This is a genomic window from Bordetella pertussis 18323 (assembly GCF_000306945.1).
In the GTDB taxonomy this organism is placed as follows: Bacteria; Pseudomonadota; Gammaproteobacteria; order Burkholderiales; family Burkholderiaceae_B; genus Bordetella; species Bordetella pertussis.
Window position 1 is genome coordinate 2,967,476 of the sequence record NC_018518.1, and the last position, 14,561, is coordinate 2,982,036.

Sequence of the window (14,561 nt, forward strand, 5' to 3'; positions counted from 1 at the left end):
CACGACGAAGCGGCATTCCTATCCGGCTATTCCGAATTCGCCACGATATATTAAATGCGAATGATTCGCAAGCTCTATTCGGTCGCCAAATACAAGAAATTCAACCCGCCGCGACGATGCCGCAAACAGGCTGCCACGCGCGCTCGGCACGCGCCGAGCGCGCAACAAAAAACCCCGTGCGGTGCGCCGATGCGCCCTCGCCGGGGTTATTGCGCCTGCTTGCGCAGGATTGTTACCTTGATTTTGCTGCCTTGATTTGCTGCCTTGATTCTTGGTGGGTGCTACAGGGGTCGAACCTGTGACCTACGCCTTGTAAGGGCGCCGCTCTACCAGCTGAGCTAAGCACCCCTTGCACCGCATTGCTGCCTCGGGGCCACTCAAGTAAATCGCGGGGCGCAGTATAGCGGACCCGGTTTTGTTAGGCAAATCGGCAGCGCCGATTTGCCTTTGCGTCCATCAGTTGACGGCGTCTTTCAGCGCCTTGCCCGGACGGAACTTCGGCACCTTGGCCTTTTTGATCTTGATCGTTTCGCCGGTGCGCGGATTGCGGCCGGTGCGTGCGGCGCGCGCGGACACGGCGAAAGTGCCGAAGCCCACCAGCGTGACCGTGCCGCCCTTCTTCAGGGTGGTCTTTACGGCACCGATCAGGGCGTCAAGCGAACGGCCGGCGGCGGCTTTCGAGATATCGGCCTTGCTGGCGATGTGATCGATGAGTTCGGTTTTGTTCATTCAGGTTTACCCCTCACAAGGTATTGGGTTTTCCAGACGCGCAGAGCAAGTAGACAAACAGGCGCCGGCAAACAGAGAACGGACGAGTGAAAAAATTTTTCTTGCGCTGCAAAGCACAACTTTTTAAAGGCTGCGTCGCAGGTACTTCCAGGCATATGAAGCCAGGGAAGGAGCTGCGACGCAGAGCAGTATTAGGCCTTGGCCGGGCGCGGCTGTCAAGAGAAAACAGCGCCCTGAGCCGCGCCAATACTAGCTTTTAGCGCTTTTCGCAATAAACAAAAACGCTACGTGCAAACCTTTGCGCGCCCGCCTGCGCCGCGTCAAACGTCGGTCCAGCGGCGCAGCAGGTTGTGATAGACGCCGGTCAACTGCACGATCGAAGCGTGGCCCGGCGTATCCTGGTTCAGGCGCTGGATCGCCACATCCATCTCCAGCAGCAGGCTGCGCTGGCTGTCTTCGCGTACCAGGCTTTGCAGCCAGAAAAAGGCGCTGATGCGCGCGCCCCGCGTCACCGGCGTGACCTTGTGCAGGCTCGTGCCCGGATACAGCACCATGTGTCCGGCGGGCAGCTTGACCGTGCGCGGCCCGTAGGTGTCGTCGACGACCAGCTCGCCGCCGTCGTAGCTGTCCGGCTCGGAAAAGAACAGGGTCGCCGACAGGTCGGTGCGCACGCGCTCTGCCGTGCCCGGCACGGGGCGCAGCGCATTGTCGACGTGGTAGCCGAAGGCCTCGCCGCCTTCGTAGCGGTTGAACAGCGGCGGAAAGATCTTGCGCGGCAAGGCCGCCGACATGAACAGGTTGTTGGCGGCCAGGCGCTGCAGGATGAGGCCGCCGAGCTCCTGCGCCAGCGGGTGCTGCTCGGACAACTGGCGGTTGTGCTTGACCTGCGCCGACTGGTAGCCGGCCGTGACCTTGCCGTCGACCCAATCGGCCGCCTCCAGGCGCGCGCGGATCTGGGCGGCTTCGGCGGGGGTGAAGAGATCGGCGATCTGAATCAGCATGGTGGGACTCCGTGACGTGGGCGAGCTGCGCGGACAGGCATCAAGATTGCAAACAGCCGCGCAATGCCTGGTCAAAGTCGAACAGCAGGTCGGCCTCGTCCTCGATGCCTACCGATACACGGATCAGGCTGTCGGCGATGCCCATTTGCGCACGCTTTTCCGCCCCCATCTCGTAATAAATCGTATGCGCCGCCGGCAAGGCCAGGCTGCGCGTATCGCCCAGGTGCGTGGCCATCAGCACGATGCGCAGGCGGTTGAGGAAATCGAAACAATCGATGCCCTCGGCCAGCTCCACGCCCAGCAGGCCGCCATAGCGGCCGTCGAACAGCTCGCTGGCGCGCTGGTGTTGCGCATGGCTGGACAGGCCCGGATAGTGCACCCGCGCCACGCCCGGATGGCCTTGCAGGAAAGTGGCCAGGGCCAGGGCGTTGGAGCAATGCCGCGCCATGCGCAGCGCCAGCGTTTCGGTGCCGATGGCGATACGGTGCGCCGGCTCGGCCGCCAGCGTGCCGCCCATGTCGCGCAGCCCTTTCTTCTTGATCTGGGTCAGCCCCCAACCGGTGGGCGCTCCCTTGCGATACGACTCGTAGATATTGGCATACCCGCTCCAGTCATACAGGCCGGTATCGGTCACCGCGCCACCCAGCGCATGGCCGTGGCCCGCAATGTACTTGGACAGCGAATTCATCACCAGCGAAGCGCCCACCTCGACCGGGCGGAACATCCACGGCGAGGTCAGCGTGTTGTCCACCACATAGACCAGGCCGCGCTCGCGGCACAACGCGCCCATGCCGGCCAGGTTGGCGATCTGGGTGCCGGGGTTGGCGATGGTCTCGGTGAACACCATGCGGGTATTCGGCCGCAGCGCGTCGCGCACCTGCCGGACGTCGGTGGCGTCGACCATGGTGACTTCCACTCCCAGTTCCATCAGCGTATTGAGCAGGCTGTTGGTGTTGCCGAAGACGTACTGGCTGGACACCAGGTGGTCGCCGCGCCGCAGCAGCGTGGTGAAGATGGCCGCCAGCGCCGCCATGCCGGTGGCGAAGCTGACCGTGCTCTTGCCGGCTTCCATGCGCGTGATGCGCGCTTCCAGCGCCGTGGTGGTGGGCGTACCCTGCCGCGCGTAGGTGAACCCGGCCTTGCCCTGGAACACCGCCGCCAGCTCGCGCGCATCTTCGTAGACATACTCGGACGAAGGATGCATGGGTTTGTGCACGGCGCCGTGCTCGGCGGATTGGTCGCGGTCGGAGTGAACGATGGTGGTGGTAAAGCCGTTCTGGTGCATGATGTCGGACGTTCGAAGAGGCGCGCGGCGCGACGGCGCGCCGCTGCAGGAGTTTACCCCTGGCGCTGGCGCACCGATTCGTAGAGGCAGACGGCGCTGGCCACGCTGACGTTCAGGCTCTCGACCGAACCGAGCATGGGAATGCGCACGAGCTGATCGCAGGTCTCGCGCGTCAGGCGGCGCATGCCCTCGCCCTCAGCGCCCATGACCCACGCCATCGAACGGCGCGCATCCACCTGGTGCATGCTCTCACCGGCCTGGTCGTCGGTGCCGACCAGCCAGACATCGCGTTCTTTCAGCTCGCGCATGGTGCGCGCGAGGTTGGTTACGGTCAGGTAGGGAACGGTGTCGGCGGCGCCGCAAGCCACGCGCTGCACGGTGGCGTTCAGGCCCACGGCGCGGTCGCGCGGCGCAATGACCGCATGCACGCCGGCGGCATCCGCCGTGCGCAGGCAGGCGCCCAGATTGTGCGGGTCCGTCACGCCGTCCAGGATCAGCAGCAGCGCCGGCCCCTCGATCACGTCGAGCACCTCGTCGATGCCCACCGCCAGGCTGCGCTCCTCGGCCACCGCCACCACGCCCTGGTGCCGGGTGCCGCGCGCCAGGCCGTCGAGCCGCTCGGCCGCCACCGGATGCACGCGGCGGCCGGCCCGTTCGGCCTGCTCCAGGAACGTCTGCATGCGCTTGTCGCGCCGCGACGCCTCGACATAGATTTCCTTGATCGACTCGGGCGCGTGGCGCAAGCGCGCAACGACCGCGTGAAACCCCGCCAGAACTTGGGTCGACGCCATGAATGAATACCTTCGTGATTGAAACGTGGAACGCCGCCGGAAAACGGCGGCGGGCCGGACCCTGCGGCCCGGTCTACGGTGCAATGTTACCGCCTGCGGCCCCGGACGGGGCCGCCTGGCCGGTTCAATGGCGTGCGCGCGCCGGCTTTTTCTGCGCTGACGCGCCGGCGCTCTTGGCCGCCTTGGGCGTATTGGCCGGCTTGCTGGCCTGCTTGGCCTCGGCGCGCCGCTGCTTGGCGGTCTGCCCCTTCAGGGCCGCCGGCTTGGGAGCCGCCGCCTTCTTGACCCTGCGCCCCTCGTCGGAACCGCGCGCGGCGGCCTTGCGCAGCGCGTCGAAGCTGGTGCCCTTGACCAGGCGGAACTCGATGCGGCGCGCTTCCAGGTCCACGCGCGACACCTGCACCTGCACCTTGTCCGTCAGGCGGTAACGCATGCCGGTGCGCTCGCCGCGCAGTTCGTGCAAGGCATCGTTGAACTGGAAATACTCCCCGCCCAGTTCCGAGACGTGCACCAGCCCCTCGACGTGCAAGGTATCCAGGGTCACGAAAATGCCGAAGCTGGCCACGCCCGTCACCGTCCCGCTGAAATCCTCGCCGACGCGCTCCTTGACGAACCAGCACTTCAGCCAGGCTTCGACATCGCGCGAAGCCTCGTCGGCGCGCCGTTCGCTGCCCGACAGGATCAGCCCCAGCTTCTCCCATACGGCGTGTTCGTGCTCGCGCTGCGAGCGCCCGATGACGATGGGCTGGTCTTCCAGCTCCGGCATGTAGCGCTGGCCTTCGAGCAGCGCCTTGATCACGCGGTGGGTCAGCAGGTCGGGATAACGGCGGATCGGCGAAGTGAAATGGGTATAGGCGGGATACGCCAGCCCGAAGTGGCCGAGATTGTCCGGGCTGTAGATCGCCTGCTGCATGGAGCGCAGGCACATGGTCTGCAGCAGCGGGTAGTCGGGGCGCCCGCGCACCGAATCGAGGAACTCGCCGTAGTCCTTGGCGGTGGGCTCGTCGCCGCCGCCCAGCGACAGGCCCATGGTGCGCAGGAAATCACGCAGGGACTGCAGGCGCTCGGGCGTGGGGCCTTCATGGATGCGGTACAGGCCGGGGTGCTTGCTGCGCGACATGAAATCGGCAGCGCACGTGTTGGCCGCCAGCATGCATTCTTCGATCAGCTTGTGGGCATCGTTGCGCACCATGGGCACGATCTGTTCGATACGGCCCAGTTCGTTGCAGACGATGCGCGTCTCGACCGTGTCGAAATCGATGGCGCCGCGCTTGCGCCGCTGCTGCGACAGCAGCTGGTACAGCTCGTGCAGGTGGCGCACATGCGGCATGATGGCGCCCAGCGCCGCGGCAGCCGGGCCGCCCGGCTGCTGCAGCGCCTCCCAGATACTGGTGTACGTGGTGCGCGCATGCGAATGCATCACCGCGTTGTAGAACTGGTAGGCCGTCACCGTTCCGGCCTTGGCGCCGGTCGCCGGGATCACCATGTCGCACACCAGCACCAGGCGGTCGACATTGGGGTTGAGCGAGCACAGCCCGTTGGACAGCACCTCGGGCAGCATCGGAATCACGCGGCGCGGAAAATACACGCTGGTGCCGCGCTCGTAGGCATCGTCATCGAGCGCGTCGTTGGGCCGCACATAGTTGCTGACGTCGGCGATGGCCACCAGCAGGCGCCAGGCCGGCCGCTTGCGCTGGCCGGTGCCCAGTTCGACCGGCTCGCAGTACACCGCGTCGTCGAAATCGCGCGCGTCCTCGCCGTCGATGGTGATCAGCGGCACGTCGCGCAGATCGACGCGTTGCTTCAGATCGGTCTTGCGTACCGAGTCCGGCAGCCGCGCGGCCTGCTTGTTCGCGGGCTCCGAAAAATCGACCGGCACGTCGAACTTGCGCACCGCGATCTCGATTTCCATGCCGGGATCGTCGATCTCGCCCAGCACCTCATACACGCGGCCCAGCGGCTGCGTATGGCGGGTGGGCTGCTCCATGATCTGCACCGACACCACTTGCCCATGCTGGGCGCCGTTGGTGTCGCTGGGCGGAATGAGAATGTCGTGCTTGATGCGCTGGTCCTCGGGCACGACGATGGACAACCCATGTTCGTGCAGGAAACGGCCCACCAGTTTGTTGGTGCGCCGCTCGATGACCTCGACGATGGCGCCTTCCGGCTTGCCGCGGTACTCGCCCGACGGCTTGACCAGGACGCGGTCGCCGTGCAGCACTTTGAGCATCTCGCGCGGCGACAGGAAAATATCGGGCCCGCCGTCATCCCGCACCAGGAAGCCGAAGCCATCGCGGTGGCCCTGTACGCGGCCGGCCACGAAATCCAGCTTGGTGGCCAGCAGCAGCACACCCTTGCGGTTGGGTAGCAATTGACCGTCGCGCTCCATCGCCCCGAGCCGGCGCTCGAAGCCGACCAGCGTCGCGGGCCGTTCCACGCCCATGCGTTCGGCCAGTTCGGCCGGCGACAACGGCGCCCCGGCCGACCGCAACGCCGTCAGAATGGCTTCGCGTGAAGGGACATCGGGGTCGAAGTCGGCGGGCACATCGGGCAAGACGGGCGTAGATCTGTTGTTATTGGATTCGTTTTTCGATCGTTTTGCCAAAGCTGAAAGTTCCGTATATAATGCGCAGCTTCTGTGGTTAGCCCAGCGGCAACACTGCAGCAGAAAGTGATACTCGATTCAGTATTATCACAGCATTATCGGCCTGTTTGTCAGGCAGGTGATCAGACTGAATCCGGTATTTGGTGATTTTGAAGTAGTTTTGTTTCAACGTCGAATCGACGTCCCGGCGAAACACCTGACAGAAAATCCGGATACGCAAGTCTACGGATTAAACACTGCAAGGTAAACCGCAAGGACGCTGTTTCCGGCAACGTGACAGGCACCTCGAAAGCAGCAAGCCGGCAGGGTATCACAAGCTCTGAGACAGTGCCCAGGTGGCGGAATTGGTAGACGCGCATGGTTCAGGTCCATGTGCCGCAAGGTGTGGAGGTTCGAGTCCTCTCCTGGGCACCACGGAATTCGCAAGGCAGGCATGGCCTGCCTTCATGAAAGCCCCGGTCAATCGCATGATTGCCGGGGCTTTCTCTTTGCCGCGCCGCCTCAGCCGCTTTTGCCGCGACGGCCTGCGCGCCGCACGTGGTGGCGCTGATAGACCTCATCGCCCATCGCCCTCACCTGCCCCTGCACCAGCGCATGAAAGGGCGCCAGCAAGGCATCGAAACGCGCCGGCGCTTCCAGCGCGTTGAGCACCCGCACGACAGCCTCGATGGTCGACAGTGCGCCCGGCAGATCGGCGTGGCGCACCCGATAAGCGGAAACGCCATCGGCCGGCAGCGCCAGGCGCGGCAGGCTGGCCAGATCGGGATTGCCCGCCACCAGTCCGCGCGCCTGCCGCCACGAACCATCGGGAACCACCAGCAGCAGCGGCCCGCCCTCGCCCGGAAACAGCAGCCAGCTGCGCATGCCGGGCCGCCGCCACAACGCGGGATCGAAGCGCTCGCCCACGTGCAACTCGGCCTGGCGCAACCCGAGCGCGGCCAGGCGGGCGGTGTTGAGCGCATGGCGCGCTTCCGCCGGATGTTGCAAAAACAACACGCGGGTACGGCACGAGAGCGCGGGTATCAGCGCGCACAGGCAATGGGATCGGGGCCGCGCGCAGCGCGCGCATACGGGACGGGACATGGAAAACGCATCGCGGCGAAGACGAGCCGCCTGGTGGGCGCAGTGTGCCACAGGACCGCAGGCCGCGATTTTTTCAGGCCGACTTGCACCACCGCGAAAAAATGTGCATAATTCGCCTCCTTGCTTGATCTGACGCAGCGACAGCGGCGGCAGGCAGCAAAGCCCAGGTGGCGGAATTGGTAGACGCGCATGGTTCAGGTCCATGTGCCGCAAGGTGTGGAGGTTCGAGTCCTCTCCTGGGCACCAATACATACTTCACGATACCTGTCGTGATGTGCCCAAAAACCCCGGTCGCGCAAGCGCCGGGGTTTTTTCTTTGCGCCTGCTGCGGCAAGCGCTTTAGCGCGCCAGTTCGCGCGTCATCGCGACATGCGCGATGCCCGCCTCGACGAACTCGTCGCCTTCGGCCTGGAAACCGTGCGCTTCGTAAAAGCCGCGCGCGTGCGATTGCGCGTGCAGCACCAGCATGCGATGCCCGTCGCCGTGGCCCTGCTCGATCAGCGCATCCAGTATCCGCCCGCCCACGCCCAGCCCCCGGGCGCGCTTGCGCACCGCCATGCGCTCGATGTGGCCATCGGGCAACAGCCTGCCGGTACCCAGCGGCGCGCCGTCGGCGCCATAGGCGACCGCGTGGACCGACAGCGGGTCGAAATCGTCCAATTCGATATCCTCGGGCACGCGCTGTTCGGCGACGAACACCTCGAAGCGCACGGTGGTGGCGTCTTCGCGCAGACGGTCCCAGGTTCCCAATACGATGCGTAACGGCGCGGCGGTTTGCGGCATGGCGATTCCCCTTCTATGCTTGCGGCGGCGCGCCTGTGCGCCGCCCGCTCTCATTGTCGCAGGGCCGGCGGCGGCCTTGAACCCCGCGGCAGTAGAATGTGGCCTCCTTGTAACAACCTCGCCCATGCAAGCCGTCCTGACCGCCGCGCTACCGGTATTCGCCCTTATCCTGACAGGCTGGCTTGCCGCCCGTTGGCGCGTGCTGGGCCCCAGCGCCACCGACGCGCTCAACCGCTACGTGGTGTACCTGTCGCTGCCGGCGCTCCTGTTTCGCGCCATGGCCCAGGCCGACTTGCGCCAGCTGGCCGACTACTGGGACTTCACGGCCGCGGTGGCCGGCGGCATCGCCCTGACATTCGGAGCCGCCATCCTGGCCTGCCGCCGCGACGGCGCGCGGCTGACGGACCTGAGCCTGGAAGGCCTGGCCACCTCGTACGGCAACGCCGGCTACATGGGCATCCCGCTGTGCCTGGCGCTGCTGGGCCCGGCCAGCCTGGCACCCGCCATCATCACCACCTTGCTGACGGCCTGCGTCCTGTTTGGCGTGGCCATCGCGCTGATCGAGTTCGACCAGCACCGCGACCGCCACTGGAGCGCCACCCTGCTCAAAGTGGCGCGGGCGCTGCTGCGCAACCCCTTGCTGGCCGCGCCCCTGCTGGGGCTGGCCTGTGCGGCCGCCGGCATCACGCTGCCAGCCGGGCTGGACAACTATGCGGCGCTGCTGGGCGCCTTGGCCAGCCCTTGCGCGCTGGTGACCATCGGCCTGTTCCTGGCGCAATCGCAGCCCGGCGGCGACCGCGGCACGGTGGGGCTCATGGTGGGCGGCAAGCTGCTGCTGCACCCCGCCGTCACGGCGGTGCTGGCATTCGCGGTGTTCGACATGCCGCCCTTGTGGGCCTGGTGCGCGGTGCTGATGGCCGCCCTGCCCATAGGCACCGGCCCCTTCATGCTGGCCCAGCTCTACGGACGCGACGCGCGCCCTTCGTCGCGCGCCATCCTGCTGTCGACGGTGCTGTCGGTGCCCACCATCACGGCGCTGGTGGCATGGATAGGCCGCCAGCCCCTGGGCTGAGCCCTCTCCGACAAATAACCAAAAGAAATTAAGAAATCAACAATAACTAGTTCGGGAAATTTGCCGCCCGTCCTATATTGCAATGACCCAGGGCGCGCCAGCGCCCTGTCCCTTTTCTTACACCCCCTCCGGGATGTCATCATGAGTATCAATACCTCCACCCTCGACCTGCCGTCGGCGCTGCCGCCGATCCGCATCAACCACAAGCCGCTGTGGGCGGCGCTGTTGCTGGTGCTGGCCGGCGCGGCCTATCTGCTGCAAAGCGTCGGGTGGCGCCAGAGCGCGCTATGGGTGGTGGGCGCCCTGCTGGGCGTAACGCTCTACCATGCGTCGTTCGGCTTCACCCAGGCCTGGCGCGTCTTCGTGTCCGACCGGCGCGGCGCCGGCCTGCGCGCCCAGATGGTCATGCTGGCCGTCGGCGTGCTGCTGTTCTTCCCCTTCCTCGCGCAAGGCACCCTGGGGGGCCAGCTCGTCAGCGGCTTTGTCTCGCCGCCGGGCGTGTCGGTCGTGCTGGGCGCCTTCCTGTTCGGCATCGGCATGCAGCTGGGCGGCGGCTGCGCCTCGGGCACCCTGTTCGCCGTCGGCGGCGGCAATACCCGCATGCTGGTCACCCTGCTGTTCTTCATCGTCGGCTCGGTCATCGCGACGGCCAACTTCGGCTGGTGGTCGGCCCTGCCCGCGCTGCCGCCCACCTCGCTGATCAAGAGCTGGGGGCTGCCGGGCGCGCTGCTGGCCAACCTGGCCGTATTCGCCCTGATCGCCTGGACGACCACCGTGCTGGAAAAGCGCCGCCATGGCCAGCTCATTTCGCACGCCGCGCGTACCAGCCGCACGCCGTCGCTGCTGCAAGGCCCGTGGCCCATGGTCTGGGGCGGCATTGCCCTGGTGGTGCTGAACTTCGCCACGCTGGCCCTGGCCGGCCGGCCCTGGGGCATCACCTCGGCCTTTGCGCTGTGGGGCGCCAAGGCGCTGGACGTGCTGGGCGGAGATGTGGCGAGCTGGGCCTATTGGTCCAGGCAGCAGGCCGCGCTGGCCGCGCCGGTGCGCCAGGACATCACCTCGGTCATGGACATCGGCCTGATGCTGGGCGCGCTGGCAGCCGCCTCGGCCGCCGGCAAGTTCGCCCCGGTGTGGAAAGTGCCGGCCCGCTCGCTGCTGGCCGCCGTGGTGGGCGGCCTGCTGCTGGGCTACGGCGCGCGGCTGGCCTTCGGCTGCAATATCGGCGCCTATTTCAGCGGCATCCTGTCCGGCAGCCTGCACGCCTGGCTGTGGCTGCCGGCGGCCTTCCTGGGCAGCGCGCTGGGCGTGCGGCTGCGCCCCTGGTTCGGGTTGGCGGTGGAAAAGACGCCCGCGGCCTCCAGCTGCTGAGCCCCGGCGCGGCCAGCCAGCCGTAAACCGGCATCTGGTATGGTTGCCTCCATTACCGCCCCCCGGAGATGGAGCATGAACTGGATTGCTGGCCGCTATACGACATTCGCGCTGATGCTGATCGGCGCCGCCCTGACCTCGGCGCTGGCGGTCCATTCGTCGCGCGCCTGGCTGTGGGCAGCCGTCCCCTTCGTGCTGCTGTCCCTGCTCGGCGTATACGACCTGCTGCAGACCCGCCACGCCATCCGGCGCAACTACCCGGTCCTGGGCAACCTGCGCTTCCTGTTCGAACTCATCCGGCCCGAGATCCGCCAGTACTTCCTCGAAGACGATACCCACGCCTCGCCGTTCTCGCGCGCGCAGCGCTCCATCGTCTACCAGCGCGCCAAGCAGGACATCGACAAGCGGCCCTTCGGCACGCAGGAAGATGTCTATGGCGACCGCTACGAGTGGATCAATCACTCCATGACGCCGGCGCACGTGGCCGATGCCGACTTCCGCGTCACGGTGGGCGGCCCCGAGTGCCGCCAGCCGTATTCCATGTCGGCCTTCAACATCTCGGCCATGAGCTTCGGCGCGCTCTCGGCCAACGCCGTGCTGGCCCTCAACGAAGGCGCGCGCATCGGCGACTTCGCGCATGACACCGGCGAAGGCGGGATCAGCCGCTACCACCGTGAGCGCGGCGGATCGCTGGTCTGGAATATCGGCTCGGGTTATTTCGGCTGCCGCGACGCCCACGGCGCCTTTTCCGAGGAAGCCTTCGTCAAGAACGCCTGTACGCCGCAGGTGAAGATGATAGAAATCAAGCTGTCGCAAGGCGCCAAGCCGGGCCACGGCGGCATCCTGCCCGCCGGCAAGGTCACCCCGGAAATCGCCGAGGCGCGCGGCGTGCCGGCCTGGCAGGACTGCAACTCGCCCTCCAGCCACAGCGCCTTCGACTCGCCGGTCGGCCTGCTGCATTTCGTGGCGCGGCTTCGCGAGCTGTCCGGCGGCAAGCCGGTCGGCTTCAAGTTCTGCGTCGGCCACCCGTGGGAATGGTTCGCCATCGTCAAGGCCATGCTGCAAACCAATATCACGCCGGACTTCATCGTGGTCGACGGCGCCGAAGGCGGCACCGGCGCCGCCCCGGTGGAATTCGTCGACCACGTCGGCACGCCGCTGCGCGAGGCGCTGCGGCTGGTGCACAACACCCTGATCGGCGTGAACCTGCGCGACCGCATCAAGCTGGGCGCGTCGGGCAAGATCATCACCGCCTTCGACATGGCGCGCGCCATGGCCATGGGAGCGGACTGGTGCAACGCCGCGCGCGGCTTCATGTTCGCCATCGGCTGCATCCAGGCGCAGGCCTGCCATACCGGCAAATGCCCCACCGGCGTCACGACCCAGGACCCGCTGCGCCAACGCGCGCTGGTCGTGCCGGACAAGGCGCAGCGCGTGGCCAACTTCCACGGCAATACGCTGCACGCCCTGGCCGAGCTGCTGGGCGCCGCCGGCCTGACCCACCCGGGGCAGCTGCGTCCGCACCATATCGCGCGGCGCATCTCGTCGAGCGAAGTACGCCTGCTGTCGGCGCTGTTTCCCGAACTGGCGCCGGGCGAGCTGCTGCGCGGCGAATTCCGCCATCATGTGTTCCAGGTGGGCTGGGGCATGGCGCAGGCCGACTCGTTCCAGCCCGCCATGGACATCAGCGCGGCGCTGGCCGCGCTGCGCCCGGCCGGCGCGCCTGCGCACGCCTAGCTGTGAAGATTCAATAGGTTGTATGCATGGTTCATCCGAACCGGATTTGAGAAACTGGAAATCGCCGACCCCCCAGTTCACTCAAGGAGCCCGGCCGGATGAACACCCATAAGCATGCCCGATTGACCTTCCTACGTCGACTCGAAATGGTCCAGCAATTGATCGCCCATCAAGTTTGTGTGCCTGAAGCGGCCCGCGCCTATGGGGTCACCGCGCCGACTGTGCGCAAATGGCTGGGCCGCTTCCTGGCTCAGGGCCAGGCGGGCTTGGCCGATGCGTCCTCGCGCCCGACGGTCTCGCCCCGAGCGATTGCGCCGGCCAAGGCGCTGGCTATCGTGGAGCTGCGCCGCAAGCGGCTGACCCAAGCGCGCATCGCCCAGGCGCTGGGCGTGTCAGCCAGCACCGTCAGCCGCGTCCTGGCCCGCGCCGGTCTGTCGCACCTGGCCGACCTGGAGCCGGCCGAGCCGGTGGTGCGCTACGAGCATCAGGCCCCCGGCGATCTGCTGCACATCGACATCAAGAAGCTGGGACGTATCCAGCGCCCTGGCCACCGGGTCACGGGCAACCGACGCGATACCGTTGAGGGGGCCGGCTGGGACTTCGTCTTCGTGGCCATCGATGACCACGCCCGCGTGGCCTTCACCGACATCCACCCCGACGAGCGCTTCCCCAGCGCCGTCCAGTTCCTCAAGGACGCAGTGGCCTACTACCAGCGCCTGGGCGTGACCATCCAGCGCTTGCTCACCGACAATGGCTCGGCCTTTCGCAGCCGCGCCTTCGCCGCGCTGTGCCATGAGCTGGGCATCAAGCACCGCTTTACCCGACCTTACCGCCCACAGACCAATGGCAAGGCCGAACGCTTCATCCAGTCGGCCTTGCGTGAGTGGGCTTACGCTCACACCTACCAGAACTCCCAACACCGAGCCGATGCCATGAAATCCTGGCTACACCACTACAACTGGCATCGACCCCACCAAGGCATCGGGCGCGCTGTACCCATCTCCAGACTCAACCTGGACGAATACAACCTATTGACAGTTCACACCTAGCTGTGAAGATTCAATAGGTTGTATGCATGGTTCATCCGAACCGGATTTGAGAAACTGGAAATCGCCGACCCCCCAGTTCACTCAAGGAGCCCGGCCGGATGAACACCCATAAGCATGCCCGATTGACCTTCCTACGTCGACTCGAAATGGTCCAGCAATTGATCGCCCATCAAGTTTGTGTGCCTGAAGCGGCCCGCGCCTATGGGGTCACCGCGCCGACTGTGCGCAAATGGCTGGGCCGCTTCCTGGCTCAGGGCCAGGCGGGCTTGGCCGATGCGTCCTCGCGCCCGACGGTCTCGCCCCGAGCGATTGCGCCGGCCAAGGCGCTGGCTATCGTGGAGCTGCGCCGCAAGCGGCTGACCCAAGCGCGCATCGCCCAGGCGCTGGGCGTGTCAGCCAGCACCGTCAGCCGCGTCCTGGCCCGCGCCGGTCTGTCGCACCTGGCCGACCTGGAGCCGGCCGAGCCGGTGGTGCGCTACGAGCATCAGGCCCCCGGCGATCTGCTGCACATCGACATCAAGAAGCTGGGACGTATCCAGCGCCCTGGCCACCGGGTCACGGGCAACCGACGCGATACCGTTGAGGGGGCCGGCTGGGACTTCGTCTTCGTGGCCATCGATGACCACGCCCGCGTGGCCTTCACCGACATCCACCCCGACGAGCGCTTCCCCAGCGCCGTCCAGTTCCTCAAGGACGCAGTGGCCTACTACCAGCGCCTGGGCGTGACCATCCAGCGCTTGCTCACCGACAATGGCTCGGCCTTTCGCAGCCGCGCCTTCGCCGCGCTGTGCCATGAGCTGGGCATCAAGCACCGCTTTACCCGACCTTACCGCCCACAGACCAATGGCAAGGCCGAACGCTTCATCCAGTCGGCCTTGCGTGAGTGGGCTTACGCTCACACCTACCAGAACTCCCAACACCGAGCCGATGCCATGAAATCCTGGCTACACCACTACAACTGGCATCGACCCCACCAAGGCATCGGGCGCGCTGTACCCATCTCCAGACTCAACCTGGACGAATACAACCTATTGACAGTTCACACCTAGCAAGGCCGG

General features: G+C 66.3%; 12 protein-coding genes and 3 tRNA genes. 7 read left to right on the plus strand and 8 right to left on the minus strand.

Going from position 1 to position 14,561, the window contains the following annotated elements; translation table 11 throughout:
* Positions 1-272: 272 nt before the first annotated feature.
* From BN118_RS14010 to rnr, 6 genes are all read right to left on the minus strand, one after another.
* Positions 273-348 (minus strand) — tRNA-Val (locus BN118_RS14010).
* Between the two features lie 108 nt (positions 349-456).
* The gene (locus tag BN118_RS14015) at positions 457-729 is read right to left on the minus strand and encodes an HU family DNA-binding protein (protein WP_003812968.1); all 273 of its coding nucleotides are present in this window, start codon (positions 727-729) and stop codon (positions 457-459) included.
* Between the two features lie 320 nt (positions 730-1,049).
* Positions 1,050-1,730 (minus strand): Fe2+-dependent dioxygenase, encoded by a 681-nt coding sequence (locus BN118_RS14020; RefSeq protein WP_003812970.1) that lies wholly within the window; start codon positions 1,728-1,730, stop codon positions 1,050-1,052.
* Positions 1,731-1,770: 40 nt separating this feature from the next.
* Complete coding sequence (locus BN118_RS14025) at positions 1,771-3,015, minus strand: cystathionine gamma-synthase family protein (RefSeq protein WP_010931523.1); 1,245 nt, start codon at positions 3,013-3,015, stop codon at positions 1,771-1,773.
* Between the two features lie 53 nt (positions 3,016-3,068).
* Positions 3,069-3,806 (minus strand): 23S rRNA (guanosine(2251)-2'-O)-methyltransferase RlmB, encoded by a 738-nt coding sequence (gene rlmB / locus BN118_RS14030; RefSeq protein WP_003812973.1) that lies wholly within the window; start codon positions 3,804-3,806, stop codon positions 3,069-3,071.
* Positions 3,807-3,930: 124 nt separating this feature from the next.
* Positions 3,931-6,411 (minus strand): ribonuclease R, encoded by a 2,481-nt coding sequence (rnr, locus tag BN118_RS14035; protein WP_010931522.1) that lies wholly within the window; start codon positions 6,409-6,411, stop codon positions 3,931-3,933.
* A gap of 329 nt (positions 6,412-6,740) precedes the next feature.
* Here rnr and BN118_RS14040 point away from each other — a divergent pair.
* Positions 6,741-6,825, plus strand: a tRNA-Leu gene (locus BN118_RS14040).
* Positions 6,826-6,912: 87 nt separating this feature from the next.
* On the opposite strand, the gene BN118_RS14045 is transcribed toward BN118_RS14040, so the two are convergent.
* Positions 6,913-7,494: a tRNA-uridine aminocarboxypropyltransferase gene (locus BN118_RS14045; RefSeq protein WP_014905954.1), complete on the minus strand. Its 582-nt coding sequence runs from the start codon at positions 7,492-7,494 to the stop codon at positions 6,913-6,915.
* A gap of 161 nt (positions 7,495-7,655) precedes the next feature.
* On the opposite strand from BN118_RS14045, the gene BN118_RS14050 reads away from it, so the two are divergent.
* A tRNA-Leu gene (locus BN118_RS14050) sits at positions 7,656-7,740 on the plus strand.
* A gap of 93 nt (positions 7,741-7,833) precedes the next feature.
* Here BN118_RS14050 and BN118_RS14055 read toward each other — a convergent pair.
* The gene (locus tag BN118_RS14055) at positions 7,834-8,277 is read right to left on the minus strand and encodes a GNAT family N-acetyltransferase (protein WP_010931520.1); all 444 of its coding nucleotides are present in this window, start codon (positions 8,275-8,277) and stop codon (positions 7,834-7,836) included.
* A gap of 124 nt (positions 8,278-8,401) precedes the next feature.
* Between BN118_RS14055 and BN118_RS14060 the strand changes: the two genes are divergently transcribed.
* From BN118_RS14060 to BN118_RS14080, 5 genes are all read left to right on the plus strand, one after another.
* Positions 8,402-9,349: an AEC family transporter gene (locus BN118_RS14060; protein WP_014905955.1), complete on the plus strand. Its 948-nt coding sequence runs from the start codon at positions 8,402-8,404 to the stop codon at positions 9,347-9,349.
* 60 nt (positions 9,350-9,409) lie between these two features.
* Positions 9,410-10,717: a YeeE/YedE family protein gene (locus tag BN118_RS14065; protein ID WP_014905956.1), complete on the plus strand. Its 1,308-nt coding sequence runs from the start codon at positions 9,410-9,412 to the stop codon at positions 10,715-10,717.
* A 75-nt stretch (positions 10,718-10,792) separates the two neighbouring features.
* Complete coding sequence (locus BN118_RS14070) at positions 10,793-12,454, plus strand: FMN-binding glutamate synthase family protein (protein ID WP_010931517.1); 1,662 nt, start codon at positions 10,793-10,795, stop codon at positions 12,452-12,454.
* A gap of 98 nt (positions 12,455-12,552) precedes the next feature.
* Positions 12,553-13,503 carry an IS481-like element IS481 family transposase gene (locus tag BN118_RS14075; RefSeq protein WP_005013747.1) on the plus strand — a complete coding sequence of 317 codons (951 nt, stop codon included), beginning with the start codon at positions 12,553-12,555 and terminating at the stop codon, positions 13,501-13,503.
* 98 nt (positions 13,504-13,601) lie between these two features.
* Positions 13,602-14,552, plus strand: a complete 951-nt coding sequence (locus BN118_RS14080) for an IS481-like element IS481 family transposase (protein ID WP_005013747.1) — start codon at positions 13,602-13,604, stop codon at positions 14,550-14,552.
* Positions 14,553-14,561 lie beyond the last annotated feature (9 nt).